The organism is Pseudomonas sp. G3-19, from assembly GCF_054855875.1.
Genome location: NZ_JBMPIQ010000003.1, coordinates 4,572,792 through 4,598,808, shown reverse-complemented (window position 1 = coordinate 4,598,808; position 26,017 = coordinate 4,572,792). Strand labels below are relative to the sequence as shown.

At 58.8% G+C, this 26,017-nt stretch carries 30 protein-coding genes, 2 tRNA genes and 1 pseudogene; 19 read left to right on the top strand and 14 right to left on the bottom strand.

From position 1 onward, the window contains the following. Nucleotides 1-31: 31 nt before the first annotated feature. The 4 genes from ACOYXI_RS21085 to ACOYXI_RS21070 all read right to left on the bottom strand — a co-directional run bounded on the left by ACOYXI_RS21085 (nt 32) and on the right by ACOYXI_RS21070 (nt 3,454). Nucleotides 32-292 carry a DUF2164 domain-containing protein gene (locus tag ACOYXI_RS21085; protein WP_003220751.1) on the bottom strand — a complete coding sequence of 87 codons (261 nt, stop codon included), beginning with the start codon at nt 290-292 and terminating at the stop codon, nt 32-34. Beyond that, nucleotides 293-931, bottom strand: a complete 639-nt coding sequence (gene hisH, locus ACOYXI_RS21080) for an imidazole glycerol phosphate synthase subunit HisH (protein WP_027611254.1) — start codon at nt 929-931, stop codon at nt 293-295. After that, nucleotides 931-1,524, bottom strand: a complete 594-nt coding sequence (gene hisB / locus ACOYXI_RS21075; protein WP_007909204.1) for an imidazoleglycerol-phosphate dehydratase HisB — start codon at nt 1,522-1,524, stop codon at nt 931-933. The genes hisH and hisB overlap by 1 nt, the downstream gene beginning before the upstream one ends. Before the next feature lie 265 nt (nt 1,525-1,789). After that, complete coding sequence (locus ACOYXI_RS21070) at nt 1,790-3,454, bottom strand: OFA family MFS transporter (RefSeq protein ID WP_096796694.1); 1,665 nt, start codon at nt 3,452-3,454, stop codon at nt 1,790-1,792. A 223-nt stretch (nt 3,455-3,677) separates the two neighbouring features. On the opposite strand from ACOYXI_RS21070, the gene ACOYXI_RS21065 reads away from it, so the two are divergent. From ACOYXI_RS21065 to ACOYXI_RS21040, 6 genes are all read left to right on the top strand, one after another. After that, on the top strand, nt 3,678-4,082 hold the full coding sequence (locus ACOYXI_RS21065) for an acetyl-CoA sensor PanZ family protein (protein WP_134785213.1): 405 nt from the start codon (nt 3,678-3,680) through the stop codon (nt 4,080-4,082). 78 nt (nt 4,083-4,160) lie between these two features. After that, nucleotides 4,161-6,383 carry an AsmA family protein gene (locus ACOYXI_RS21060; protein ID WP_461675251.1) on the top strand — a complete coding sequence of 741 codons (2,223 nt, stop codon included), beginning with the start codon at nt 4,161-4,163 and terminating at the stop codon, nt 6,381-6,383. Beyond that, nucleotides 6,380-7,447, top strand: coding sequence for an A/G-specific adenine glycosylase (gene mutY, locus ACOYXI_RS21055; protein ID WP_210556809.1), 1,068 nt, complete (start codon nt 6,380-6,382; stop codon nt 7,445-7,447). Before ACOYXI_RS21060 ends, mutY begins: the two co-directional genes overlap by 4 nt. After that, nucleotides 7,444-7,716, top strand: a complete 273-nt coding sequence (locus ACOYXI_RS21050) for an oxidative damage protection protein (RefSeq protein WP_003220737.1) — start codon at nt 7,444-7,446, stop codon at nt 7,714-7,716. The genes mutY and ACOYXI_RS21050 overlap by 4 nt, the downstream gene beginning before the upstream one ends. A gap of 103 nt (nt 7,717-7,819) precedes the next feature. After that, nucleotides 7,820-7,895 (top strand) — tRNA-Phe (locus ACOYXI_RS21045). Between the two features lie 166 nt (nt 7,896-8,061). Further along, the gene (locus ACOYXI_RS21040) at nt 8,062-8,412 is read left to right on the top strand and encodes a hypothetical protein (protein ID WP_098966739.1); all 351 of its coding nucleotides are present in this window, start codon (nt 8,062-8,064) and stop codon (nt 8,410-8,412) included. A 14-nt stretch (nt 8,413-8,426) separates the two neighbouring features. Here ACOYXI_RS21040 and ACOYXI_RS21035 read toward each other — a convergent pair whose 3' ends face one another. Together ACOYXI_RS21035 and ACOYXI_RS21030 are read right to left on the bottom strand one after the other, a co-directional pair. Next, nucleotides 8,427-8,708, bottom strand: coding sequence for a YceK/YidQ family lipoprotein (locus ACOYXI_RS21035; protein ID WP_098966737.1), 282 nt, complete (start codon nt 8,706-8,708; stop codon nt 8,427-8,429). Between the two features lie 76 nt (nt 8,709-8,784). Continuing rightward, nucleotides 8,785-9,234: a hypothetical protein gene (locus ACOYXI_RS21030; RefSeq protein WP_098966736.1), complete on the bottom strand. Its 450-nt coding sequence runs from the start codon at nt 9,232-9,234 to the stop codon at nt 8,785-8,787. 261 nt (nt 9,235-9,495) lie between these two features. Between ACOYXI_RS21030 and ACOYXI_RS21025 the strand changes: the two genes are divergently transcribed. The 4 genes from ACOYXI_RS21025 (at nt 9,496) to ACOYXI_RS21010 (ending at nt 12,498) form a co-directional block, all read left to right on the top strand. Beyond that, nucleotides 9,496-10,554: a PDDEXK nuclease domain-containing protein gene (locus tag ACOYXI_RS21025; protein ID WP_098966734.1), complete on the top strand. Its 1,059-nt coding sequence runs from the start codon at nt 9,496-9,498 to the stop codon at nt 10,552-10,554. 68 nt (nt 10,555-10,622) lie between these two features. Beyond that, nucleotides 10,623-11,597 (top strand): alpha/beta hydrolase family protein, encoded by a 975-nt coding sequence (locus ACOYXI_RS21020; RefSeq protein WP_098966732.1) that lies wholly within the window; start codon nt 10,623-10,625, stop codon nt 11,595-11,597. 28 nt (nt 11,598-11,625) lie between these two features. Continuing rightward, nucleotides 11,626-12,039, top strand: a complete 414-nt coding sequence (locus ACOYXI_RS21015) for a hypothetical protein (protein ID WP_098966730.1) — start codon at nt 11,626-11,628, stop codon at nt 12,037-12,039. A gap of 6 nt (nt 12,040-12,045) precedes the next feature. After that, nucleotides 12,046-12,498 carry a hypothetical protein gene (locus ACOYXI_RS21010; protein WP_027611244.1) on the top strand — a complete coding sequence of 151 codons (453 nt, stop codon included), beginning with the start codon at nt 12,046-12,048 and terminating at the stop codon, nt 12,496-12,498. Between the two features lie 70 nt (nt 12,499-12,568). On the opposite strand, the gene gabP is transcribed toward ACOYXI_RS21010, so the two are convergent. Next, complete coding sequence (gene gabP / locus ACOYXI_RS21005) at nt 12,569-13,960, bottom strand: GABA permease (protein ID WP_096796704.1); 1,392 nt, start codon at nt 13,958-13,960, stop codon at nt 12,569-12,571. Between the two features lie 552 nt (nt 13,961-14,512). Here gabP and ACOYXI_RS21000 point away from each other — a divergent pair. From ACOYXI_RS21000 to ACOYXI_RS20970, 7 genes are all read left to right on the top strand, one after another. Then, nucleotides 14,513-15,286, top strand: coding sequence for an ABC transporter ATP-binding protein (locus ACOYXI_RS21000; protein ID WP_134785209.1), 774 nt, complete (start codon nt 14,513-14,515; stop codon nt 15,284-15,286). Between the two features lie 13 nt (nt 15,287-15,299). Then, the gene (locus tag ACOYXI_RS20995; protein WP_134785208.1) at nt 15,300-16,049 is read left to right on the top strand and encodes an ABC transporter substrate-binding protein; all 750 of its coding nucleotides are present in this window, start codon (nt 15,300-15,302) and stop codon (nt 16,047-16,049) included. Between the two features lie 77 nt (nt 16,050-16,126). Then, complete coding sequence (locus ACOYXI_RS20990) at nt 16,127-16,822, top strand: ABC transporter permease (protein ID WP_007961693.1); 696 nt, start codon at nt 16,127-16,129, stop codon at nt 16,820-16,822. Beyond that, nucleotides 16,819-17,508, top strand: a complete 690-nt coding sequence (locus ACOYXI_RS20985; RefSeq protein WP_007961692.1) for an ABC transporter permease — start codon at nt 16,819-16,821, stop codon at nt 17,506-17,508. Before ACOYXI_RS20990 ends, ACOYXI_RS20985 begins: the two co-directional genes overlap by 4 nt. Beyond that, on the top strand, nt 17,489-18,724 hold the full coding sequence (locus tag ACOYXI_RS20980) for a methyltransferase (protein WP_134785207.1): 1,236 nt from the start codon (nt 17,489-17,491) through the stop codon (nt 18,722-18,724). The genes ACOYXI_RS20985 and ACOYXI_RS20980 overlap by 20 nt, the downstream gene beginning before the upstream one ends. 420 nt (nt 18,725-19,144) lie before the next feature. Then, nucleotides 19,145-19,220, top strand: a tRNA-Thr gene (locus ACOYXI_RS20975). Nucleotides 19,221-19,326: 106 nt separating this feature from the next. Then, nucleotides 19,327-20,202, top strand: a complete 876-nt coding sequence (locus tag ACOYXI_RS20970; RefSeq protein ID WP_461675250.1) for a hypothetical protein — start codon at nt 19,327-19,329, stop codon at nt 20,200-20,202. A gap of 299 nt (nt 20,203-20,501) precedes the next feature. On the opposite strand, the gene ACOYXI_RS20965 is transcribed toward ACOYXI_RS20970, so the two are convergent. Together ACOYXI_RS20965 and ACOYXI_RS20960 are read right to left on the bottom strand one after the other, a co-directional pair. Next, entirely contained in the window at nt 20,502-20,927 is a 426-nt protein-coding gene (locus tag ACOYXI_RS20965) for a type II toxin-antitoxin system HicB family antitoxin (RefSeq protein WP_098966726.1), read from the bottom strand. 31 nt (nt 20,928-20,958) lie between these two features. Next, a pseudogene (locus tag ACOYXI_RS20960) lies at nt 20,959-21,140 on the bottom strand (type II toxin-antitoxin system HicA family toxin). A 470-nt stretch (nt 21,141-21,610) separates the two neighbouring features. Here ACOYXI_RS20960 and ACOYXI_RS20955 point away from each other — a divergent pair. Further along, nucleotides 21,611-21,892 carry a DUF3077 domain-containing protein gene (locus ACOYXI_RS20955; protein WP_098966725.1) on the top strand — a complete coding sequence of 94 codons (282 nt, stop codon included), beginning with the start codon at nt 21,611-21,613 and terminating at the stop codon, nt 21,890-21,892. 44 nt (nt 21,893-21,936) lie between these two features. Here the strand turns inward: ACOYXI_RS20955 and ACOYXI_RS20950 are convergent, their stop codons facing one another. Together ACOYXI_RS20950 and ACOYXI_RS20945 are read right to left on the bottom strand one after the other, a co-directional pair. Next, on the bottom strand, nt 21,937-22,617 hold the full coding sequence (locus tag ACOYXI_RS20950; protein ID WP_461675249.1) for an RES family NAD+ phosphorylase: 681 nt from the start codon (nt 22,615-22,617) through the stop codon (nt 21,937-21,939). Beyond that, nucleotides 22,614-23,024 (bottom strand): MbcA/ParS/Xre antitoxin family protein, encoded by a 411-nt coding sequence (locus tag ACOYXI_RS20945; protein ID WP_007961687.1) that lies wholly within the window; start codon nt 23,022-23,024, stop codon nt 22,614-22,616. Before ACOYXI_RS20945 ends, ACOYXI_RS20950 begins: the two co-directional genes overlap by 4 nt. A 737-nt stretch (nt 23,025-23,761) precedes the next feature. On the opposite strand from ACOYXI_RS20945, the gene ACOYXI_RS20940 reads away from it, so the two are divergent. Next, complete coding sequence (locus tag ACOYXI_RS20940; RefSeq protein ID WP_007961685.1) at nt 23,762-24,688, top strand: LysR family transcriptional regulator; 927 nt, start codon at nt 23,762-23,764, stop codon at nt 24,686-24,688. Here the strand turns inward: ACOYXI_RS20940 and ACOYXI_RS20935 are convergent. Genes ACOYXI_RS20935 through ACOYXI_RS20925 form a run of 3 tightly spaced genes read right to left on the bottom strand, consistent with a single transcriptional unit; the run spans nt 24,605 to nt 25,991 of the window. After that, the gene (locus ACOYXI_RS20935; RefSeq protein ID WP_003220702.1) at nt 24,605-24,922 is read right to left on the bottom strand and encodes an AzlD domain-containing protein; all 318 of its coding nucleotides are present in this window, start codon (nt 24,920-24,922) and stop codon (nt 24,605-24,607) included. The genes ACOYXI_RS20940 and ACOYXI_RS20935 overlap by 84 nt on opposite strands. Then, complete coding sequence (locus ACOYXI_RS20930; protein ID WP_003220701.1) at nt 24,901-25,617, bottom strand: AzlC family ABC transporter permease; 717 nt, start codon at nt 25,615-25,617, stop codon at nt 24,901-24,903. Before ACOYXI_RS20930 ends, ACOYXI_RS20935 begins: the two co-directional genes overlap by 22 nt. Continuing rightward, nucleotides 25,614-25,991: a GNAT family N-acetyltransferase gene (locus tag ACOYXI_RS20925; protein ID WP_003220700.1), complete on the bottom strand. Its 378-nt coding sequence runs from the start codon at nt 25,989-25,991 to the stop codon at nt 25,614-25,616. Before ACOYXI_RS20925 ends, ACOYXI_RS20930 begins: the two co-directional genes overlap by 4 nt. Nucleotides 25,992-26,017: the final 26 nt, after the last annotated feature.

Here is a 26,017-nt window from a genome sequence, read left to right as displayed (position 1 = left end):
TCAAATTTGAATGTTCAGCTTGGCTCGGAAATCAGTTCTTCTCGAGCGCCCACAGGTCGCTTTCGATGCTTTCAAACCGCTCTTTGAGGTGGGTCTGCACATCGAAAATCGCCCTGTTGTAATAGTGCGGAGCAATTTCGCGGGTAAACAACTCAAGAATTTCCGCCGCCTCGAACGAACCCAGGTCAAGTTCGAACCGATCCTCCATGAACCGCTGGATCTTGCGGTTGGCCTCGTTCTCCTGTTCGGGAGTGAGGGTCAGGATCGGCGGTTTGGACTTCTTGGCAGCCATTTACCAGCGACCGTCCCACGCGGCGAAGTTCTGCAGCAATTGCAGGCCATGGGTATGGCTCTTCTCCGGGTGGAATTGCACGGCGAAACGCGAGCCTTCGGCCAGCGCGGCAGCGAAATCGACCCCGTAATGACCGCTACCGACTACCTGCCGCGCATTGGCGGCAGCGATGTAGTAGCTGTGCACGAAGTAGAAGCGCGCCATGTCCGGAATGTCGTGCCACAGCGGGTGACTGACCTTCTGCTGCACTTCGTTCCAGCCCATGTGCGGGACTTTCAGGTGCTCGCCGTCTTCATGCAGGTCTTTGCCGAAGAACTTCACCGCGCCCGGGAACAGGCCGATACAGTCGACACCGTCGTTCTCTTCGCTGCTGTCGAGCAGGGCTTGCATGCCGACGCAGATGCCGAGGAACGGACGATCCTGGCTGACTTCACGCACCAGTGCGTCGAAACCGAGACGACGGATCTCCGCCATGCAATCGCGAATCGCACCAACGCCGGGGAACACCACGCGGTCGGCTTCGCGGATCACGTCCGCATCGCTGGTGATCAGCACCTTGCCGGCGCCGACGTGCTCGAGGGCCTTGGCCACCGAGTGCAGGTTGCCCATGCCGTAGTCGATAACTGCAACCGTCTGCATTACAGAACGCCTTTGGTCGATGGCATTTGCCCGGCCATGCGCTCATCCAGCTCGACGGCCATGCGCAGCGCGCGGCCGAAAGCCTTGAACACGGTTTCGATCTGGTGGTGGGTGTTGGTGCCACGCAGGTTGTCGATGTGCAGGCTGACCAGTGCGTGGTTGACGAAGCCCTGGAAGAATTCCTGGAACAGGTCGACGTCGAAGCCGCCCACGGTGGCGCGGGTGTAGGGCACGTGCATCTGCAGGCCTGGACGGCCGGAGAAGTCGATCACCACGCGCGACAGCGCTTCATCGAGCGGCACGTAAGCATGACCGTAGCGACGGATGCCTTTCTTGTCGCCGATGGCTTTGGCGAAGGCCTGGCCGAGGGTGATACCGACGTCTTCCACGGTATGGTGGTCGTCGATATGCAGATCGCCCTTGCATTCAATATCCAGGTCGATCAACCCGTGACGGGCGATCTGATCCAGCATGTGCTCAAGAAAAGGAACACCGATATCAAATCGGGCCTTTCCGGTGCCATCAAGGTTGATCGAGGCTTTGATCTGGGTTTCCAGAGTGTCGCGCTCGACAGACGCCTTACGTTCGGCCATCACCAGCTCCGCAAAATCATTGGGCGAAAAAGGCAGCCATTATAGGCACGCGGGGCCGAAACAGAAACACGCGACGTGAGATGGCTGACGGATAGAACGCCCGGCTGTCGCGGGTAGACATGTCCATACAAGCCATTACAGGCACCCCAAAACAACTGTAGGAGTGAGCCTGCTCGCGATGAGGGCCTCACAGTCAACATTTCTGTCGACTGTCAGACCGCTATCGCGAGCAGGGCTCACTCCTACAGGGGTATTACGTTTTTACTTAGTGAAACAGTACCGCCGTCTTCTGCAGGGTCACCCACACACCCCACGCCAACGGAATACCCACCACCAGCCACGCGGCGATTGCCAGCGGCTTGCTGCCCGGTGCGGCTTTCCACTCCAGCACGGTGCTCGCATCAGCCCCTTTGTCGTGGCCCAGCGCCTGTTCGGCGGCCAGTTCAGCGTCGGTCATGAAGTACTTGTCGGCCACCGGACGCACCATCAGGTTGCACAGGAAACCCAGCACCAGCAGGCCGGCGAGGATGTACAGAGTGATGTCGTAAGCGGCAGCGCGTTCAACGCCGATGCTCAACTGATACTCGCGCAGGTAGTTCACCAGCACCGGGCCGAGCACGCCGGCGGCGGCCCAGGCAGTCAGCAGACGACCGTGGATCGCACCGACCATTTGCGTGCCGAACAGGTCGGCCAGATACGCCGGAACGGTCGCAAAACCACCGCCGTACATCGACAGGATGATGCAGAACGCCGCCACGAACAGCGCAACGTTGCCCAGATGGCCCATGTTCGGGATCAGCGCGTACAGGGCAAAACCGAGGGCGAAGAACACGAAGTAGGTGTTTTTGCGACCCAGGTAGTCCGAGAACGAAGCCCAGAAGAAGCGGCCACCGATGTTGAACAGACTCAGCAGACCGGTGAAGCCGGCAGCGATCGCGGCGATCGAAGCCAGTTGCCCGGCATCCAGTTGACCGAACGGCACGTCAACGCCCAGCAACTTGCCGCCGAACACTTCCTGCAGCAGTGGCGAAGCCATGCCGAGAATGCCGATACCGGCGGATACGTTCAGGCACAGCACCAGCCACACCAGACGGAACTGCGGGGTTTTCCACGCCACATTCACGTGCACGTGACGGTGGGTGATCATCGCGTTCGAAGCTTTCTTTGCGGGAGCGGTCCAGCCTTCAGGCTTCCAGCCGGTTGGCGGCACGCGGTAAGCCAGGGCGCCACCGATCATGAACACGAAGTAGATCGCAGCCATGGCCACGAAGCTTTGCCAGACGCCGACACCGGCAGGCGAAGCGAAGTGGCTCATCAGCGCAGTCGCCAACGGTGCACCGACCATCGCGCCGCCACCGAAGCCCATGATCGCCATGCCGGTCGCCATGCCGCGTTTGTCCGGGAACCACTTGATCAGGGTCGAGACCGGCGAAATGTAGCCCAGGCCCAGACCGATACCGCCGATCACCCCGGAGCCGATCCACATCAGCCAGATCTGGTGGGTATAAATCCCCAGTGCCGAGATCAGCAGACCGCCGCACCAGCACAGTGCCGATACCACACCGGCCTTGCGTGGCCCGGCGTGTTCCAGCCAGCCACCCCAGATCGCTGCCGAGCAACCGAGGAAGATGAAGAACAGGGTGTAGATCCAGCCGAGCATGGAGATCGGCCAGTCGCATTGCGAAGAGAAGACCTGAGCGATGAAGCTCATGTCCGGTGCGCAAGCCACCGGAGCCGTGACGCCCAATGCCTTGGACAGCGGCAGCCAGAACACCGAGAAACCGTAGGCCATGCCGATGCACAGGTGGATGGCCAGAGCGGCCGGTGGCACCAGCCAGCGGTTGAAACCGGGCTTGGCGATGATGCGTTCCTTGGACAGGAACGCAGGCTGGTCGGCGCGAAGGCCGTCCGCCGTGATGCTCGTGCTCATTGTGTATCCCCCAATTATTAGTATGGTTCGCCAGCCACTGCTCACCCTCGGCCTTTATGCACGCAGGCATGACCGTTTTTTCAGGTGAAGCTCCTTGAAGGCGCGACGTTAAGTCGCAGAAGGACGGACGAACCGGCGAAGGTTACCATTTGCACGTGACAGAAAAACCAAACTGATATCACCTTTTTCGTGTCATCTGATCTCGTCCCCACAGGAAAAAGCCATGCCGATCGCTGTCCAAGCGCTGAACGATGCCAGTTACCAGGATCAACAGGATTTGCAGAAGATCTATCGTGACGCTCCGCAGTGGCTGTTCGCGCCGTATTCCGGGGACGCCCAGTTGATCGAAAGCAGCCTGGCGGACGGGTCTTTGATTACAGGACGTTTCAACGACCGACTGCTCGGTGCAGCACGCCTGACAAGGCACGACAAGGTTTGGTACTTGTCACATTTGTGTGTACGAAAAGTCACCCGGCGCCGTGGGGTAGCCGAGAGACTGGTGAACCAAGCACAGAAAATGGCGTCGCAAGCGGGTGCCCAACTGCGCCTGCTGGCACCGGCCGGACACCTTGAAATCCAGGCGCTGGCCGCCAAATTGCAATTGCCGCTGGACGTGATCGCGACATGACAGCGCCCCGAACCGGGCGGATGCAGCGCTATACTCCCCGGCTAATTTACGAATTCGACTAACTACAAGGACTCGCCCATGAAAGCGTTCGGCAAAATCCTGGGTCTGGTACTTCTCGGGCTGTTGCTGATCATTGTGGCGGCGGGCTTCGCCCTGACCCACCTGTTTGATCCCAACGACTACAAAGACGAGATCCGCCAGATAGCCCGCGACAAGGCCCACATCGAGCTGACGCTCAATGGCGATATCGGCTGGAGCCTGTTCCCGTGGCTCGGCCTGGAACTGCATGAGGCCAGCATCGCCACCCTGATCAACCCGACCGAACCGTATGCCGACCTGCAGATGCTCGGCCTGTCCGTGCGCGTGCTGCCGCTGTTGCGCCGCGAAGTGCAGATGAGCGATGTGCGCGTCGAAGGCCTGAACCTGCGCCTGAAACGCGACAAAAACGGCCACGGCAACTGGGAAGACATCGGCAAGCTGCCACCTCCCGCCACGCCTGCCGGCAGCCCGACGCCTGCCAGCCCGCCTGTTGCAGAGGCCGCCCAGCCGGAAAAACCGCCGCAGCCGATCCGCCTCGACATCGACAGCCTGACAGTCAACAACGCCCGCGTTGAATACAACGACGAGCAGACCGGCAAGCAGTACAGCGCCGAAAGCATCCAGCTGAGCACCGGTGCAGTACACGACTCGACCAACATTCCGCTGAAAGCCACGGCGTTCCTCAGCACCAATCAGCCTGTGCTGCGGGTGCGCACCGAGCTCAACGGCGAGCTGCGCATCGAACGCGCCCTGCAACGTTACAAGTTCGAAGACATGAAACTGTCCGGCGAACTGACCGGCGACCCACTACAGGGCAAGGCCATGACCTTCTCCGCCCAAGGCCAGATTTCCCTGGACAAGGCAGCGAACGTCGCCGAATGGACCGGGATCAAGATCTCCGCCAACCAGTTGCGTGCCCTCGGTGAGCTGAAAGCCAACGACCTCGACAAGACCCCGCAGATCACTGGCGGAATCTCGATCGCCCAGTTCGATCTGGCGAAATTTGTCGACAGCATCGGCCAGACGTTGCCAGCCATGGCGCCCGGCAGCCTGAGCAAGGTCGAACTGGTCAGCCGCGTGGCCGCCACGCCAACCAGCGTGGCCTTCGACAACATCAACCTGAAACTCGACGACAGCAGCTTCAGCGGGCGCATTGCCGTGGAAGATTTCGCCAAGCAGTCGCTGCGCGCGATCCTCAAGGCTGACACGTTCGACGTCGACCGCTACCTGCCGCCGAAATCGGAAAAAGCCAAAAACGCCACGCAAGTGCGTCAGGCTGAAGTCGCCAGCACCGAAGCCGATGCCATGGCCGGCGCCGGCAGCACACCGTTGCCGGACAAACCAAGCAAAAGCGCCTGGAGCACCGAGCGTCTGCCGCCGGTCGAGCGTCTGGCCAAACTCGACGTCGATGCCGACCTGACCTTCGGCCAGCTGACCCTCGACAAACTGCCGATCCAGAACGCCGCGCTCAAAGCCACTGGCCAGGGCGGCCTGCTGACTCTGGAAAACCTGCGCGGCGGCCTGTACAACGGCGATTTCGAAGCCAAGGGCACCCTCGACGTACGCCCGAGTGCGCCGGTGCTGAACCTGCAAACCAGGATCAACCGCGTACCGGCCGAGAAAATCCTCGAAAGCCAAGGCAAGAATCCGCCGGTCAAAGGCCTGGTCACACTGACCAGCAGCCTCACCGGCAGCGGCAACAGCCAGCAGGCGCTGATCGAAACCCTCAACGGCAACGCCAGTTTCGTGATCAACAACGGTGTGCTGCTCAACGCCAACCTTGAACAGCAACTGTGCAAAGGCATCGCCACCCTCAACCGCAAAACCCTCAGCGGCGAGCCACGGGGCAAGGACACGCCGTTCCAGGAACTCAAGGGCAACCTGACCTTCCGCAACGGTATCGCCAGCAACCCGGACCTGAAAGTGCGCATCCCCGGCATGACCGTCAACGGCGATGGCGACATCGACCTGCGGGTGCTGGGCATGGATTACCGCGTCGGCATCATCGTCGAAGGCGACACCAGCGCCATGCCGGATCCGGCCTGTCAGGTCGGCGAGAAATTCGTCGGCATCGAGTGGCCGCTGCGCTGCCGCGGCCCATTGGAACTGGGCGCCAAGGCCTGCCGTGTGGACAACGAACGCCTCGGCCAGGTCGCGACCAAAATGGCCGGTGACAAACTCAGCGAGAAGATCGATGAAAAACTTGGCGACAAGGTCAGCCCGGAATTGAAAAACGCATTGAAGGGGCTGTTCAAGCGATGACAGCGGAGCAGTTTTCCACGGCGGTGCTGGAATGGTTCGACCGCCACGGCCGCCACGATTTGCCTTGGCAGCAAGACATCAATCCGTATCGGGTGTGGGTGTCGGAGATCATGTTGCAGCAGACCCAGGTCAGCACCGTGCTCAATTACTTCGACCGCTTCATGGCCGCGCTGCCAACGGTGCAAGCGCTGGCCGAAGCGCCGGAGGACGAAGTGCTGCACCTGTGGACCGGGCTCGGTTACTACACCCGCGCGCGCAATCTGCAAAAAACCGCGAAGATCGTCGTCAGCCAGTACGGCGGCGAATTTCCGCGGGACGTCGAAAAGCTGACGGATCTGCCGGGGATCGGCCTGTCCACCGCCGGGGCTATCGCCAGCATCAGCATGGGCCTGCGCGCGCCGATCCTCGATGGCAACGTCAAACGCGTTCTGGCGCGTTTTACCGCGCAGGAGGGTTACCCGGGGGAACCGAAGGTCGCCAAACAGCTGTGGGCCAATGCAGAGCGTTTTACGCCGCACGATCGGGTCAACGCCTACACCCAGGCGATGATGGATCTCGGCGCCACGTTGTGTACGCGCAGCAAACCGAGCTGCCTGCTGTGTCCGCTGGAAAAGGGCTGCGAGGCGCACATGCTCGGGCTGGAGACACGCTACCCGATCCCCAAACCGCGCAAGGCCATCCCGCAGAAACGCACGCTGATGCCGATGCTCGCCAACGAAGAAGGCGCGATTCTGCTTTATCGCCGCCCGTCCTCGGGATTGTGGGGCGGCTTATGGAGCCTGCCGGAACTCGACGACCTCGACGACCTGCAACATCTGGCCGATCAGCACTCGCTGACCATGGGCGAGCAGCAGGCGCTGCCAAGCCTCGTTCACACCTTCAGCCATTTCCAGCTGTCCATCGAACCCTGGCTGGTTCAGGTACAGGAAGCCAGCCATCACGTGGCCGAGGCCGACTGGCTCTGGTATAACCTCGCCACCCCGCCGCGCCTGGGCCTTGCCGCCCCGGTCAAAACCTTGCTCGAACGCGCGGCCGCCGTATTGAACGCAGGAGAGTCGTCATGACCCGCACCATCATGTGCCGCAAGTACAAAGAAGAACTGCCCGCGCTGGAACGCGCTCCTTTCCCGGGCGCCAAAGGTCAGGATATTTTTGACCACGTCTCGGCCAAAGCCTGGGCTGACTGGCAGAAACACCAGACCCTGCTGATCAACGAAAAGCGCCTGAACATGATGAACGCCGAAGACCGCAAATATCTGCAGGGCGAAATGGACAAGTACTTCTCCGGCGAGGATTACGCCAAGGCGGAAGGCTACGTTCCGCCTGCGGAGTAAACCCGCCAAATCGGGGGGCGGATCGTAAGCGACGGAATTAATTTAAGAAATTTTAAAAAAGTCGTTGACGTAAATCCGAAAAACCCTTTTAATGCGCCCCGTTGCCCAGATAGCTCAGTCGGTAGAGCAGGGGATTGAAAATCCCCGTGTCGGCGGTTCGATTCCGTCTCTGGGCACCAAATACCGAAAACCCTGAATCGCAAGATTCAGGGTTTTTTTATGCCTGCGATTTGATGGCGGCTCAATCCAGTCTTTTTTCTAGGCTGCGCAAATGCGCTACGGGTTTCGAACAAAGGCGATCCGCGCTACTTTGGCCGCACCTTATGGAAGAGGGTCATCCGCCCGATGAACCAGAAAAGAACCCGCATCCCCCTGCCCCATCCGCCACCCTATCGCCAGAGTCGCATTGCATTCTGGCTGACGGTACTGGTCGGCGTATTGATCGCCTTCCTCATCGCCGCGTCGACTTATCTGATCATCCACAGCTTGATCAGCGGCTCCATCACCACATGGAACCGCTCCGGTCCACGCCACACCTACACCCTTGCGCTGCAACCGCGAATGTTCTGGTTCGAGATCGTGTCGCAATGCATCGGCACCGTATTCCTGATAGCCGTCGGCTGGATCGGACTATGGATTCACCGAATGGCGCAAGAACCCACTGACAAGCAGAAGGGCAAGCGTACGCGGGGGTAAATGACGGTTGGCCCTCAGAGGGTGTTGACGTAGTCGACCGGCAACAAAACCGTGTCGAGCGCAGCGTCTACCGGCAGCGATACCACGGTAATCACCGGGCAAACGATCATCATGTAGCAGATGACCGCGGAGGGCATGCCGTCTCCCCCTCTCACGCCAAGCAAGTGCAGGTTGCCATCGACACCTTTGTAGTACGGCTCTGCAGAATCACCGTTCAGGCGCCCCATCATCGTTCCACAACCAGCCAACAGCAAAACCAGGCTCACCGCTGAGCCAATACGCACAATCCCTTTCAAACCAGCACTTCCTTGCATCACAGAAACATAAGGCGCGGGATTGTACCCGCGCCTCGACTTTCAATTGAACCCAACACTATCCAGCGTCATTCCAGTGGAACACCAGATTGCGGGCAGCGCCGCTGCCAATGTCTGTCTTATCGCGCCGTGTTTCGCCATTGCGCGTGGCGACCACCGTGTACTCACCGGGTGGTAGTTGCACGTAAACCAGCGGACCCGTTTGGGTGAGAGTCAGTACGGTTTGCCCCGGTGACTTTTGAATCATCACATCGACATCAGCGGTGTACTGGTCTTGCGCCCCCACCGCGAACGTCATGTGCAGGTTGTAACCGGTGGATTGTTGAATGGCTTTTGCCTCATCAACGCCAATCCCGCCGGACAAGTAGTTGATGCCGTTTTGCTGCTGTTGTTGAGCCTGTACGCCTGCGCTGTCGACGGGCTCAAGGCTGGCCGCCTGCAGCATCGCCGGAAAAGCCAATACAGCGACCGCAGCGACTGGCAGCATGAATGAAAGAATGCGCTTCATAATCTCTACTCCCGGACTCTTTTAGAGCCCAACCGTGACTCCTTATTTGATCCAGCCAGGGAAGCACGCGTTTTAGATTGATTGGAACTTGGCCTGTGTACGAAATGGACTACAGACCATCACTCACTGAAACACCTTTTGCCGGCAACGTCCTGCAATACCCATCCCTTCTTCCTGCCGCCTATACAGGGCTCGCCCGACATCGCCGAGCGGCGAATCCCGGCATGCTTTGCGTCTGTTTCCACTGATGCGGAAGACTCGATGAGCCAAGTAAAACCTACTGATGCGCAAGACCCGAAAATCGATTCATTGCTGGGGGATTTGGGCGAACTGATTCGCCAGGCGCGGCAAAAAGTGCTGCGTGCGGTTGATACGATTCAAGTCCAGACCTGTTGGCAGATCGGCCGGCATATTGTCGAGTTTGAACAGCAAGGGGCGCAGCGGGCGGGGTATGGCAAGCAGTTGCTGGCCTTGTTGGCGAAGGATCTGACGGCGCAGTTCGGGAAGGGGTTTGATGCTTCCAACCTGCGCTATATGCGCCTCTTTTATCAGGCATTTCCAATTCGTGACGCACTGCGTCACGAATTGAGCTGGACCCACTATCGGCGGCTTTTGGGCGTCACCAGTGAAAAGGCTCGCCATTGGTACATGGAAGAATCTGCCAATCTGAACTGGTCCAGTCGCGCCCTTGATCGACAGATCAATACGCTTTACTACGAGCGACTGCTGATGAGTCGAGACAAAGCCGATGTGATCGAAGAGGCCACCACCCACATTGAAGCCATGAAACCCCATCCTCGGGAATTCATTCGCGACCCCGTCATACTCGAGTTTCTTGGGCTGCCGTCGGCCGGCAAGGTCAGGGAGAGCCGTCTTGAACAGGCCCTCATCGACCATCTGCAGGGGTTTCTCCTGGAGCTGGGTAAAGGCTTTTCCTTTGTCGCTCGGCAACAACGCATCAGTACCGATGGTGACGATCTGTACATCGATCTGGTGTTCTACAACTACCTGCTCAAATGCTTCGTGATCATTGACCTCAAGCGCGGCAAGCTCAGCGCCGGAGATGTCGGACAGATGGACATGTATGTACGCATGTACGACGAACTCAAGCGCAACGAGGGCGACAAGCCGACAGTCGGGATCATTCTGTGTGCAGAAAGCAATGATTCGGTCGCGCGTTACTCGATGCTCAAGGGCAATGAGCAACTGTTCGCCAGCAGTTACAAGACGATTCTGCCGAGTGAGGAAGAATTACGCGCAGAACTCAATCGGGAACAGGCCTTGATCGAAGAACGCCTGCTCATTCAATCGACTGAATAAACCTTCTGGATTGTTGCCGGGCGGCGCCGAGACTATCGTTGGCAACTTACCCGCAAAGGTGGAAAGCCATGACCTGTCAGGACACGCCCGCGATGCAGGATATGCAGTCAAGGTTGCCAATTTTGACCGCGGCGCAAGGTGAACCCTTCACGGAAGCCGCCGAGGATGACTTTGCCCTTGGCGGCTTCACCTGGCGCCATGCCCTGCCCGACATCCAGCGCCCGGTAGTCATCATCAACGCCGCCACCTCGGTACGCTGCCGACACTATTCACGCTTCGCCGATTACCTGTTCGCCAATGGCTTCGACGTGATCACCTACGACTACCGAGGCATCGGCGAATCGCGTCCGGCAACCCTGAAAGGCCTTGAGGCTTCATGGACCGACTGGGGCGCGCTGGATTTCGAGGCGATGCTCAAACGCGCGCAACGGGAGTTTCCCGGCCAGCCAATCGATGTGGTCGGCCATAGCTTCGGCGGTTGCGCGGCTGGGCTCGGCGAGTCCGGGCAGGTCATTCGTCGACTGGTGACGGTCGGCGCGCAGTTCGCTTACTGGCGCGACTATGCGCCGGCACAGCGCTGGCGCATGTTTGGTAAATGGCATTTGCTGATGCCGCTGCTGACGCGGCTCTGTGGCTATTTCCCGGGCAAACGCCTCGACTGGCTGGAGGACACGCCAACAGGCGTCGTACGCGACTGGAGCACGCCTGCCGCGCGCTACGAGCAGCGTCCGAGCGGCCGCCGACTGCTGAAGGCAAGCGGTCGCCTGCCCTTCGCCAACGTCCGCGCACACACCCTGGCGGTCAGCATCAGCGACGACCCATACGGCACGATCCCGGCCATCGAACGCCTGCTCGGCTACTTCAGTCATGCGCACAAAACCCACTTGCGCATCGAGCCGCAGGACATCGGCGAACAACAAGTCGGACATTTCGCCTTTTTTCGTAGCGCATACCAAGCCACACTATGGCCCATCGCTCTGACCTGGCTGCAAACCGGCGAGCTGGCCCCCGACACACCCGGGCGGCCAGTGCCGCGCAGCTGAGCCCTTCCAACGCACGACGGAACACACCATGGCCTCCGCCAACAAGCAGCAAAAACGCGCCGCCCGGGCCAAGACCAAGGCCAAGCAAAACCGCAGCAAACGCGCCGAGGCGCCGGTCGAACTGGACCCGAACGATGACCGTATCGACTTCGAGTCGGTGGACCTGACCGAGCTGTTTAAGAGAATGATCGACGCCGAGAAGATCAGCCAGCAAGCCATGTGCACCGCATTCCTGGAAGATCCGCTGCTGGAGCTGGTTTACGAGCAGGAAGGCGAAGAAGGCGCGATGGACTTCATCCTCGCCGCGCTGATCGAGTATCGCCAGTGGTCCCAGGAAACCGACGAAGCCGGCGCCCTGGCGTGGATCGAATCCCCGGCCTTCCAGGCCGACTATGTGGCGGCGTCCGACGCGATTGCCGCACAAACCCAACAGAAGAACTGAGTTCCCATGGCATCCCTGAACAAGCAACAGAAACGCGCCAAACGCGCCAAGGCCAAAGCCAAGCACATCCGCATGGTCGGCCGTAAGCCGCTGGACCAGGACGACAACCTCGGGCATCTGGACGAGCCGATCCCGGAATACACCCTCGCAATGTTCAGCAAAATGCGCGACGCCGAAGCCGTCAGCCGCAACGAAATGCTGCTGACCCTGCTGCGCGAACTGGCGTTCATCATCGTTGACCATCCAGAGCTGCTGGACATGGAAAATGCCGAGAACGAAGGCATGGCCGCCACTCACCTGGCCGCCGACATGCTGATCGACTACCGCATGTGGGCCGACGGCATGGACATCGAAACCGCCCAGGCCTGGCTGACCGAGCCACAGTTCATCACCGATTTCGGGATTGCGCTGGATACTTACGGCAAGTCGCTGGACACCCAGGAAGACAAGGGCGAATAAACCCCGCGCACAAACAAAAACGGCCGCTCGTCATCACTGACAGCGGCCGTTTTGCATTACGCGTTACGGATCAGTTCAACACCACCGCGCCACGGTTTTCCAGCTTGCGGCGGCGCGCGACCAGCAGGCCGGCGGCGACTACCATGAGGCTCAGCAGGCCGGTTGCGAGGATTTCCACGCGGTGGGCTTCCTGGAACAGCATGATGGTCAGGGCCGCGACGATGAAGATGATCACCGCGTAGGTCAGGCCCGGGAACAGCCACATGCTGAAGACGATGTTCTCGCCGCGGGCCATGCGTTGTTTACGCATGCGCAGTTGCGAGAACGCGATCACCAGGTACACCAGCAGCGCGATGGCGCCAGAGCTGGCCAGCAGGAATTCGAACACGGCAGCCGGGGCCACATAGTTGGCGAAGGTGCAGAGGAACGCCGCGCCGGTCGACAGCATGACAGCCCAGTAAGGCGTACCGCTTTTGTTGACCCGAGTCGACATCGCCGGTGCGTCACCGCGCTTGCCGAGGGAGAACAGCATGCGCGACGAGGTGTACAGCGCCGAGTTCAGGCAACTGGTGACCGCGACCAGCACTACGATGTCGACGATCATTTTCGCGTTCGGAATGCCCATGCGCTCAAGCACGGTCTGGTAGGAACCGAGGTTGGCCAGCGTAGGATCGTTCCATGGCACCAGGGCCACAACGATGAAGATCGATACGAGGTAGAACAGGCCGATCCGCCAGATCACCGAGTTGGTGGCCTTGGAAATCTGCTTGCCCGGGTTCTTCGATTCCGCAGCCGCGATGGTCACGATTTCGGTACCCATGAACGAGAACATGGTGGTCAGGATTGCACCCAGCACCGCGCCCATGCCGTTTGGCAGGAAGCCGCCGGAATCAAACAGGTGCGAAACACCGCTGACCTGGCTGTTCGGCAGGAAGCCGAAAACGGCCGCAAGACCCAGCGCGATGAAGCCGATGATCGCCAGGACTTTGATCAAGGCAAACCAGAATTCGAATTCACCGTAGTTTTTCACGCTGAACAGGTTGGTGACCGTCAGCAGCATGGTGATGATCAGTGCAAACGCCCAGATCTCGATCCCCGGGAACCAGGCATGGAGAATGGTCGCGGCGGCGTTGGCTTCCAGTGGAATCACCAACACCCAGAACCACCAGTACAACCAGCCGATGGTGAAACCGGCCCAGTGCCCGATGGCACGGTCGGCGTATGTCGAGAACGAGCCGGTGTCGGGCGAGGCGACAGCCATCTCACCGAGCATGCGCATCACCAGCACCACCAGGGTACCGGCGGCGGCGTAGGCCAGCAGCACGGCGGGGCCGGCGGCAGCGATCGCGTGGCCGGAGCCAACGAACAGACCTGCGCCGATAACACCGGCGATCGACAACATGGTCACATGACGCGGTTTGAGCCCCTGTTCGAGGCCATTGGAGCTTGGGGTACTGCTCATCGGAACTACCTTTGCGAGGAAAGCGATTGCGTCCGTCCTGTCTGGTTTTCCTTCTCGTAAAAAGAAACCAACAGGGCGTTCCAGATTCTGCACGCAATAAATGCGCCAAAATGTTTCAAACTCTTCTGGGCCGCGGTTTTCAGCGAGACCGGACAGTCATCGCAAGTCATTGGAATGAATGGCAATTCGCCAGAGCGTTACCCTGCGACTCACTTTTCAGACGATTCAGCGCACCAGAAACACACTGAAAAAGTGTGGGATGCACAATAAAAGGGCGATTCAGGAACGTTCGGCCGGATAGCGCTTCCAACACCCCGCCAAAGCTGGCAACATCGCGCCTTTTTTTACGCGACGCCCACGGGTTTGCACGATCAAACACCCGTTCGGTTGTTGATGGGGCGACAGTCTGCTGTGCCGATGCGACAACCTGCCACACGCCATCCGCTTACCGCCCGTAGCGCTGTTGGCTGCCATTGAAACGCTATGCTAGCTTGGCCGCCTCGCCAGGAAGGCCCGCCAACAGCAGGAGCGCAACATATATGAGGAACGCACATGGCTGAGGCCACGCCCGCGCTTGAAATCCGCAACTTGCACAAACGCTACGGACAGCTTGAGGTGCTCAAAGGCATCTCGCTGACCGCCCGCGACGGCGATGTGATCTCGATCCTCGGTTCCTCCGGTTCCGGCAAGTCCACGTTCCTGCGTTGCATCAACCTGTTGGAAAACCCGCACCAGGGTCAGATTCTGGTGGCCGGGGAAGAACTCAAGCTCAAGCCCGCCAAGAATGGCGAACTGGTTGCCGCTGATGGCAAACAGATCAATCGCCTGCGTTCCGAGATAGGTTTTGTATTTCAAAACTTTAATCTGTGGCCGCACATGAGTGTGCTCGACAACATCATCGAGTCCCCGCGCCGCGTGCTCGGCCAGAGCAAGGCCGAGGCGATCGAAGTCGCCGAAGCGCTGCTGGCCAAGGTCGGTATCGCCGACAAGCGTCACGCCTACCCGGCGCAACTGTCCGGCGGTCAGCAACAACGCGCGGCGATCGCCCGCACGCTGGCGATGCAGCCGAAGGTGATTCTGTTCGACGAGCCCACCTCCGCCCTTGACCCGGAAATGGTTCAGGAAGTACTTAGTGTCATCCGCGCACTGGCCGAAGAAGGCCGCACCATGCTGTTGGTGACCCACGAAATGGGCTTTGCCCGTCAGGTCTCCAGCGAAGTGGTGTTCCTCCACCAGGGGCTGGTGGAAGAGCAAGGATCGCCTCAGCAGGTGTTCGAAAACCCGCTTTCGGCGCGCTGCAAACAATTCATGTCCAGCAACCGCTAACGGAGCAACATGCATGCAGAATTTTAAAAAGGTCTTCCTGGCCGCCGCCGTCACCCTCGCGTTCAGCGCCGGAGCCATGGCCGAGACCCTGAAGATGGGCATCGAAGCGGCGTACCCGCCGTTCAACAACAAAGACGCCAGCGGCAACGTGGTCGGCTTCGACAAAGACATCGGCGACGCCCTGTGCGCCAAGATGAAAGTCGAGTGCAGCGTGGTTACCTCCGACTGGGACGGCATCATCCCCGCGCTGAACGCCAAGAAGTTCGACTTCCTGGTCTCCTCGCTGTCGATAACCGAAGAGCGCAAGGGCGCGGTGGACTTCACTGACCCGTACTACTCGAACAAGCTGCAGTTCATCGCGCAGAAAGATAAAGAGTTCAAAACCGACAAGGATTCACTCAAAGGCAAGATCATCGGCACGCAGCGCGCCACCCTCGCCGGCACCTGGCTCGAGGACACTTACGGTAGCGATATCGAAGTAAAACTCTACGACACCCAGGAAAACGCCTACCTGGACCTGACCTCCGGTCGTGTCGACGCGATCCTCGCCGACAAGTACGCCAACTATGACTGGCTGAAAACCGACGCCGGCAAGAACTACGAGTTCAAGGGCGACCCTGTCGTGGAAAGCGACAAGATCGGCATCGCCGTGCGTAAAGGCGATCCGCTGCGTGAGAAGCTGAACGCCGCGCTGAAGGAAATCGTCGCCGACGGTACCTACAAGAAGATCAACGACAAGTACTTTCCGTTCAGCATCTATTGATCTGACCTGCGGGACCGGCGCCGTGATCCGACGGCGCCGGCTCCCGGCCTTGCCTGCCGCGATTTGAAAAGAAATCCATGATTATCGACCTCTACGGATTCGGCCCGGCCCTCGCCGCCGGTGCGCTGATGACCGTCAAACTGGCGCTGACGGCCCTGTGCCTGGGACTGGTGCTCGGTCTGCTCGGCGCCTTGGCCAAGACTTCCCCGTACAAGCCGCTGCAATGGCTTGGCGGCACTTATTCGACGCTGGTGCGTGGCGTCCCGGAATTGCTCTGGGTGCTGTTGATCTACTTCGGTACGGTCAACCTGATGCGCAGCCTCGGTGAGTTTTTCGGCAATCCCGATCTGCAACTCAGCGCCTTCGCCGCCGGCGTGATCGCGCTGGGCCTGTGCTTCGGCGCCTACGCCACGGAAGTGTTCCGCGGCGCGATCCTCGCCATTCCCAAGGGCCATCGTGAAGCGGGTGTGGCGCTGGGCCTGTCGAAATGGCGGATCTTCACCAAGCTGATCATGCCGCAGATGTGGCGCATCGCCCTGCCCGGCCTGGGCAACCTGTTCATGATCCTGATGAAGGACACCGCGCTGGTGTCGGTGATCGGCCTGGAAGAAATCATGCGTCACGCACAGATCGGCGTGACCGTGTCGAAACAACCGTTCACCTTCTATCTGGTGGCGGCAGTCATGTATCTGGGCCTCACCGTGCTGGCGATGACCGGCATGCACTTCCTGGAAAAACGCGCCGCTCGCGGCTTTGCGAGGAGCGCTTCATGAACTGGGAAGTGATCATCAAATGGCTGCCAAAACTGGCGCAGGGCGCGACCCTGACCTTGGAGCTGGTGGCGATTGCCGTGATTGCCGGCCTGTTGCTGGCCATTCCGCTGGGCATCGCCCGCTCCTCGAAGCTGTGGTACGTGCGCGCTTTGCCCTACGCCTACATCTTCTTTTTCCGTGGCACGCCGCTGCTGGTGCAACTGTTCCTCGTCTATTACGGCCTGGCGCAGTTCGATGCAGTGCGTAACAGCGCGCTGTGGCCTTACCTGCGCGATCCGTTCTGGTGTACTACCGCGACCATGACCCTGCACACGGCGGCGTACATCGCCGAAATTCTGCGCGGCGCGATCCAGGCGATTCCGCCCGGCGAAATCGAGGCGGCGCGGGCATTGGGCATGTCCAAACCCAAGGCAATGTTCTACATCATGCTGCCGCGAGCGGCGCGCATCGGCCTGCCGGCCTACAGCAATGAAGTGATCCTGATGCTCAAGGCCAGCGCGCTGGCGAGTACCGTGACCCTGCTGGAACTGACCGGCATGGCCCGCACGATCATTGCCCGCACCTACCTGCCGGTGGAAATCTTCTTCGCCGCCGGCGTGTTCTATCTGCTGATGTCCTACGTGCTGGTGCGCGGCTTCAAGCTGCTGGAGCGCTGGCTGCGCGTCGATGCCTGCCAAGGGCGTTGAAACTTCCCACGTGTTGACGGGCGAGACCCTACTCGCCCGCTTCACCGCGCTGGATGCCTTTTTGCTTGAGCATCAGGCGCTGTGGAAACCTCGTCCATTCACTCATCGTTCGCTTCCATGGGAAACCGCCTACCCCGAGTTGGCTTTGTGGCTGCGTGGGCGATCGCTGGAAGATGCAGAGCGTGCGCATAACCATCCTGCCGATCTCGCCGATGCCCCGGAGCCGTTTGCCTCATTGGCGGCATTGTCGGCTGAGCTGAGCGCGGTCGGTGAGTTGCCGGAGCATGCGCTGGAAACCCCAGGTCACCGATTGAATGTCGATGTGCCGGGGCGCAAGTGGCAGCAGATCGAGGCGTTCGCCAGTCGCTTGTCTTTTGCCTCGCAGCCGACGCACTGGCTGGACTGGTGTTCCGGCAAGGGGCATTTGGGCCGACGCCTGCTGGGTGCCGGGCAACAGCTGACCTGTGTTGAATACGATCCGGCGTTGGTCGCCAGCGGTCAGGCATTAAGTCAGCGCCATCATTTGCACGCCCTGCATGTCGAGCAGGATGTGCTGGCGGCAGACGCAGCAAGCGTTATAAGTGCTCAGCACACCCCGGTCGCCCTGCATGCCTGCGGCGATCTGCATGTGCGCTTGATGCAACTGGCGAGCGCGGCCGGATGTCAGCAGATGGCCATCGCCCCGTGCTGTTACAACCGGATTGATCGCAGCGAGTATCAGGCCTTGTCCTGCGCCGGCATGCGATCCGCCCTACAACTCTCGCTTGAAGATCTGGCACTGCCCATGAGCGAAACCGTCACCGCCGGTGCAAGAGTCCGACGTCAGCGCGACACCTCCATGGCCCGACGTTTGGCCTTTGATCTGCTGCAACGACAAGTGCGCGGAGTAGACGAATACCTGCCCACCCCGTCCCTGCCCAGCGCCTGGCTGGAAAAAACCTTCGCCGATTACTGCCGCGATCTGGCTGCATTGAAGGAGTTGTCCACAATCGGCACGCCGAACTGGCAGGCACTGGAAGCTGCCGGTTGGCAGCGATTGGCCGAAGTTCGCAACCTGGAATTACTTCGCGGATTGTTCCGACGACCACTGGAGCTTTGGCTGAATCTTGATCGAGCCATTTTCCTCGCCGAACAGGGATACGTCGTACGACTCGGCACCTTCTGCGACGCACCGCTGACTCCGCGTAATTTCCTGCTGTTGGCCGAGCGCGCTTGAAATCTTTACAGCCTGTGGATAACTCTGTTGATGGTTTTCCCGTGGATCCAATATCCACGGCCATTGCATGACAAAAACAGCATTGGTCATTTTTTGTTCATATAGATAAAAAACCGGTAAAACAGGGCTTTGCGCACAAAATGAGAACGTGTCCACAAAATCCCCTGCAATGCAGCCGTAGCGCCCATCCGTTGTGCATAAGCTTCCAATCAAAAGGACATAAACGGGTGAAATGGGTGCTTGAACGGTGCAGAAATCCTGCCCTCACGCTCATTCTGGCTTGATCGCGTAGCACCTCGGTTTTGCGGCTAAAAACTCGGCGACACCGCTCACGCCAAGCCTGATCCAGCGCCTGCGTAAAAATAGTCTGAATTCAGGGGTTTACAGAACCAACCCAATCGCTATAATCGTCGCCCACACGCCGGTATAGCTCAGTTGGTAGAGCAACTGACTTGTAATCAGTAGGTCCCGGGTTCGACTCCTGGTGCCGGCACCATACAAAACAAAGGCTCGCAGCAATGCGGGCCTTTTGTTTATCTGGAATACGTAACAAGCCACGTAACAAGCTGACGAAAGACCCAATTGCGCTTCAGGATGAAGGAGTGTTTGCTTTGAACTGGCGATTCCTAGACTGGAAGTTTCTGGTTACTTTTTCTGTATCCATTCTCGGCGTCGTGGTGCCAGTGGTCTGGCAGTCTGATCCTTCTTCGAAGGGGATGGAGCTTCGGGTTAATTCCATTACCTCCCTCGAGCCAGCATCCCAAATCCATGATCTTCAGTTGGTACTTGATGGGAAGAGGATTGAGTCCCCCTATTCCTCGACTGTTGAGCTGATTAATACCGGCTCCAAAGCAGTGCTGACCAAAGATTTCGACAAACCCATCGAAATCAATCTCGAGGATGGTGCGAAAGTCATCACAGCACGAATCACTCGCACCGCCCCCAGCGATATACCAGTGGAGATATCTACGACGGAGAACGCCGTGCGCATCGCACCGCACCTCTCAAACTCCGGTGACTCGATCTCACTAAATATAATCACTTCGGGTAAAAAGCCCGTTTATAGCGTACGTGCGCGGATAGCAGGGATCCCACACCTTACCTACACAGATCTCACCCTGCCTAAATCGCCATACGTTCGATATCTCAAACCTGGAGTTCAAGGTTTATGCGCATGGGGACTGTTCTGTTTGAGCATCCTGTTCGTAGCTGCTTGGCTAAGCCCTAAGGTTTTTGGGATACCGAGAGCGATATCTGCTTTTGTCTTTTTTACCTCTTACATCAGCGGGACGCAGCTGGTGGCGTTAATGATTGATGGACTCGAGATGCAGAATCGCTGGGTACTGCTAACGACGATCTTGATAACGGCAGTACTTCTAGGCATGGCTTTCTCTACTTATTTAGCTCTGCGTTGGGATCGACTGCACTCTCAATGGAATACGACATCTAGCAAGGAGGGACGGTTTAAGTGGCCGTGAGTAAGGTGAAATAAGGGCCAGACCACGTTTCGAGCTGAGACTGTGGTCTGACTCTATTTTTCCCCACCTTATTTTGCTCGTGTCACCACGGAGCTTAGGTTGGCGAAAACGCTTTGAGAAACCCCGGCCTTCCTTTGCTCTTCAGTGGCCGCCGAGAGCGGCAGCAGCGTTACGCGCGAGGCCTTTCCAGCCTTCATCTGTCGTACAGATTCCATCAAGTCCGTCTGAAATCGCTCTAGCTCATTTGCCATGCCTTTTCTTCGCCTTCAGCTATTTTCTCCAACGCTCGCTTGCTGAACTTATGCAGCTTGAACCGAAAGCGAAATCCGCCTTCCAAGTTGCTGCAACGCACGCTCAACATTCTCGATTTTGGAGTGATGCAGAAAATCTACCAAGCGATCGACCTGGGGCCGTTGTACGCCGAGACGACGTGCCAACTCGGCCTTGCTTAAACCTGACTCCAAAAGCGTATTCCACAGAGCAACCTTTGCTGCAGTCAGCGCAGGCAGACGCAATACGACGCCACTTGCCTGTTCTCCTGCCTGCCCGGTCGGAATCAACCGGCGATCATCAACGTATATCGAGAGCGCCGTCTCGATTGCATCAATGGCGGTGTCCAACGCTTGCTCGAGGGTGTCGCCAACGGCGTGCATCTCAGGAATTTCTGCGCAGGTCAGCCAGACACTGCCCGGCTCTTCGTGAACTACCAACGCATATTCGAACATCACGATTCCTCTCATGGGGTACAGCTGAGCCTCAATCCTTGAGGCCCAGCTGTTTGATTATCGATTTTCTCAGCCCTTCACCCATTTCCTTGGCTCCATGGTCGGGAAACACAGTTGTTTGCCATTCAAGGAAACCTTGAAGTGACTGCCCTTGCCGGTTTGAAACTCAACGCCATGGGCTTTCAACCATCGCCGAAACTCGCTGTACTTCATGTGCATCACTCGCCGTTTCGGTGAAGCGAATGTGCAACATATTTGCTGCGAGCGCAACATAAGTGTTGCACTACACAGAGATGGCAACGGCCACCACCTGGCCACGATTGCGCACCCGTCCTCCGCAAGCTACCGTCAAACCCGTCGCTGCCAATTCAGCGACCGGGCCTGAGAACCCGCGTAAGATACAGGCGCACCAGCGCCCAAAATCACGATTGCCGGCGCTTTTTTGTGTCCGCACTCATGTGTAATGGCGGCTGTGCGTGGGAGACCTTCGGGTCTGCCGGGTTCCTGTATCTCCGGTTTCTCAGCCTGCGCATAGCTGCCACCCTTTCGCCTGAGAACGAAAAATGGCGGCTCTCATTTGATACAGGGAGTTCACAAATGAATGCCATCGATCCATCCCTAATCCGCCGCGCTACCACACCGGTCACCTCACACCACGCCTTACGTACGGCAGGTGAAGCGAAATGACCGACCACCTCGATTTGAAAACCCCAGGCCTCACGCACTTTTCCTTCCAGGACAATCAAGCGCTGTTCCGCACCAATCGTGGTGTTCCAGTGATGTCCGCCCTCTCGCACGCCTCACACTTGCTTCACATTTCCAAGTTACTGACTGCAGATTCCACAGTTTCTCGCGATCCTTACCTTCACGCTTACGCCTCGCAGTATCTGCAGGAGTTGAGCAAGGCGCTGATTGACGATGTGGTGAAAGTGCTGGATGCGCCGCCGGACAAGCCGTTGATGTAAATCACCCACATGAAGCCCTCGTTGATGCGAGGGCTTCTTGTGTTTCAAACCTGACTGATCTCAAACACATACGAAATCCTGCGCTGACTCGCACTCCACACATAACGCAAATGCTTGCCCTGTTTCGGAATCGATACCGCTGGCGGGCGGAACGCAGCAACACATTCGTGCCCCGTTAGGCGAACACTGTTGTAGAGCAGTCCCCAGGATGCAGACTCGCGCAGTTGTCGGGCAAATGCCTGGGATGGGCCGTAGGCTTCCGGATCGGGTTGATGCAAATGTGCAAAACCATCACGAACATCATGCACCGGCTTAATCACACGATTGACGTAAGTACGCATGGTCAACTCAAGATCCGCCTCGTTGGTGGCCGCGAGGAAACGTTCCTGGTGATAGCAGGTTTCGGCGATGGCCGCGGCCTGGCTGCTGGCGGCGTAGTAGACGCCGAAGGTGCCATCGGTGAAGCGGCTGCTTTTGCCGATGTGGGTAAACGCCGCCATCACCGGAGTTGAACCGGGGCCGGAGAGTCGGTCTTCGGGACGCACGCGGGCGAGGACGCCGGCCTGCTCGATCAGGCGATCGTTAGTCAGCGCTTCCAGCGCGTAGGCGATTTCCAGGTCTTCGGGGTCGAGCACGTCTTCGAACAACGCAATCGGCGGGAAGCTGCTGTTGACGATCCGGTAGGCCTTCGGCCATTGCGGCTCAGCCAGCGGCGGGGCCTTCAACCGCGCACCCCATCAAGGTAGCGGCGCACGTCGGCGATATCGACCACCCTCCCCGCGAGCATGTAATCCAGCGCCGTTCGACCATTGAATGGCGCAGCCGTGTTGGGGCTGCTGACCCACGTATAAGCACGCTCGCGACTGTTGCTGAAGATGATGCTCAAGGCCTTGTGAATGCCCATCAGATACGAGATGCGCTCCAGCGTGTCGTGCGGCAGGCGAATGTTCGGCGGCAGGTGTTTGTATTTGTAGAACGTGGTGTTGCCGACGCCGCCCAGCAAAGTGCGCTGCTGTTCGGCGTTGCAACCCCAGCGCTCCATGAGATTGAAGAAAAACTTCAGCGCGACGCGCCCGGCTTCGGGGACGTCGAGTTGTTCACGCGGGGTGAGGGCTGGGGATGAGGTAGGCATGGTCGTCCTTTTTAACTGTCGCGCAACTGAGCGTAGTACAAAAATGAATATTTTCTATGAAAATATTCATATACGAATAAACGCCTGAGAATCCCAAGTTGACACGTTAATGTCCCGTGGCAGAGGATCTGCCTCAAGAGCGCGAAACCGACTGCCATCAGGTGGCGATAGTCGGCGTTAGGAACCCCGTTGATGACCTGAAAATCAGCGCTCGGGTGAGACCTCTTCCCCCATTCAAGGGAGCAAAAAGCCGACAACAATGTCGGTTTTTTTTGCCTGTTTTACTTGAGCATTTCGCTTGCCTGGTCGGAGTGCTGGCGAACTTTCCCTATGTGCATTCACATGCGGACGCTCTTCAGCGCCCCGTAAATGGCAGCTCCAGAGTCGCAACAACCCGGTGGCGAAGAAATTGGAAAGCCTCCCTGATGCTAAGGGCACTCGCGCTCATAGCTGAAAAATATCCGCATATGTCGCCGGGGAGATTACAGGAGCCATAAGCCGTTTTTCCTCGAAAAACCCGCCCTGCGCACCAAAACCACGCACTTTTCTTGACCCCAATCACCCCCACGTCATCAAAAATCCCGATCCTGTGTCAGCTTCCAGCCATCGGCGGGGACATCAATTCGCTACTAAACCCGCGACAACTATGCTCAGGTGCTGGAATATAGCCAGCATATGACGCCGGATCGGCAGTCTCGTAAACAACAATACCCAGCCCACTTCAGAGGGCATTACCCATGGATAGCAGAACCTTACGCAACCTCATGCGCATCGTGCAGACCGGCTCGTTGTCGGCCGCAGCCGAGCATTCGTGCCTGACTGTGCAGGCCTTGGCCGCGCAGTTGAACAAGGTCGAAGAGCAGTTCGGTTTCCGCTTGTTTCGACGTTCCAACAAAGGGCTGACGCTGACGCCGCAAGGCACGGAGCTGACGCCCTACATGGACAAAGTGCTGATTGCCACGCGACAGATGGAAGAAAAGGTCGAGGCGCTCAAGGTACCCGGCCAGCGCACATTGAAGGTTGCGTTGAACAACACGTTGTCGTCTGACTTCAACCGGCGAATGATCGGACGCCTGATTGAGGTGTTTCCCGATTACCAGATGGAATTCAGCTACGCCGAGTCGATGGAAAACCTCAGCAAGCTGAAGAATGAGGACTTTGACCTCGCGGTGCTGATCGGCCCGCAGCGGCCGGGTTTGCCGAGCATTGTTTTGCCGGATGTGCAGGTGCAGGTGGTCGGTGCCCATTGCGGGCAGGAAAACGATCCACTGACGTTGCTGGGCAACAAGTTTCAGGTGCGTCCTGCGGAAGATTGTCCGTATTCCCACAGTTTCCTGCGTTTTCTCGACGCCGGACTGGGCAATCACGAGAACGGTCAACGCATGGTCTATTCCTGCAGCGAAACCCTGACCCTGTCGCTGATCACGCAGATGGACGCGGTGGGCATGGTGTCTCGTGAGGCCGCGCAAAAGAACGGCCTGACGATTTTCCCCGGATTCGAGGATTTCCTCGAAGTGCGTCTGGCGGTGAACAACCCGAACCTGTCGGGGCAGGCCCTGAATGACGTGGTCGATCTGCCGCTACATGAACGAGCCGAGCGCAATGTACGCAGCCGTCCCAACCGCCACACTGAGAAAGAGGTTTTTGCTGAAATACGCACATAACAACGTCGGAATGGCTGCATAAAATTCCGGGCGATCGAGCTGTAGGTGCTGATCCTTGATCAACAAGGGTGTCAGGCTGATCGCAGCGACGATCGCCACCGGCAGGTATTCCAGCGCCCGCGCAACGAACGGCGGCCAGTGCTCGGTGTTGACTTGCAGCGGCAGCGCGCGTGGCAGGAAGGTCACGGCCATCATCAGCGCGACCACCAGAATCAGGAACGTTTGGTCAGGCATACACCCACTCCGCAGCCCACGAACGTGGCGATGAAAACGTTGAACGGCGAAGTACCGACCAGGCTCAGCGCGCCCATGCAGGCGACGGCAGCTGCTGCGGCGATGAGTTTGTTGCGGGTGTTGCACAGCGACACCAGCACGTAGAGCATCATCGCGGTCAGTGCGTAGTCGAGCTGATATTTGATCAGGTGCGATGCATATTGCGCGCAGACAGCGCCCAACAATCCGCCCAGCACCCAAGAGGTGTGGCAGAACAGGTTGAAGCCGATCAGGTAACGAATGTTGACCGGCGCGCCGGTGCCCAGTTTGACGCTGTGGAACGCGAAGGACTCGTCGGTCAGGCCACCGGCGTAAGCCCAGCGCTCCATGCGGCTGAGCCCCAATGCGCGCAAGGCCTTGGCCATGTACACCGACATCAGCATGTGCCGCGCATTGATCAGGAAGGTGGTCAGCACGATGGTGGTCAGCGAAGCGCCGCTGGAGATCAGCGCCAGTGCGGCGAATTGCGAAGCGCCGGCGTAGACGAACAAGCACATCGCCACCGGCAGCCACATCGGCAGCCCGGCGTTGACCGCCATCAGCCCGAACACGAACGACACCGTGAAGTAACCGGCCACCACCGGGCTGGCTTCGGCAAACGTGCGCGATGGCTGATGAGCAGCCATCAGCGGCGCACTGCCGGACGTTTCATTCATAGATCCCTCTCAAATGTCCGCTCGCCGTGGGGTTCGCAAAAACCCTGGGCAGTCCAGAATCGCTTGCCCGCGAGGTTAGCATCGTCGACGAACAGAAACATCCGTAATACACCGACCCGTTTCATGTCGGATGACGCCGCTTCCACCAACCGCTGGCCGACGCCCTGACTGCGATAGCGTGGGCTGACCGCCAAGTGGTTGATGGTGCCGCGACTACCGAGCATGCCGCCGAGCACCGCACCGACGATTTCGCCTTCGACGTCGAAGGCCAGATAGGCCGTGGTGGTCTTCTGGATCAATACACCGCGCAGGCATTTGGCGTCCTGCCATTCGCAGAACGACACTTCGTCGAACTGCCGGAAGAAGCGCTCCATGCGCTGCGCGTCCTTGGCGGTGGCGC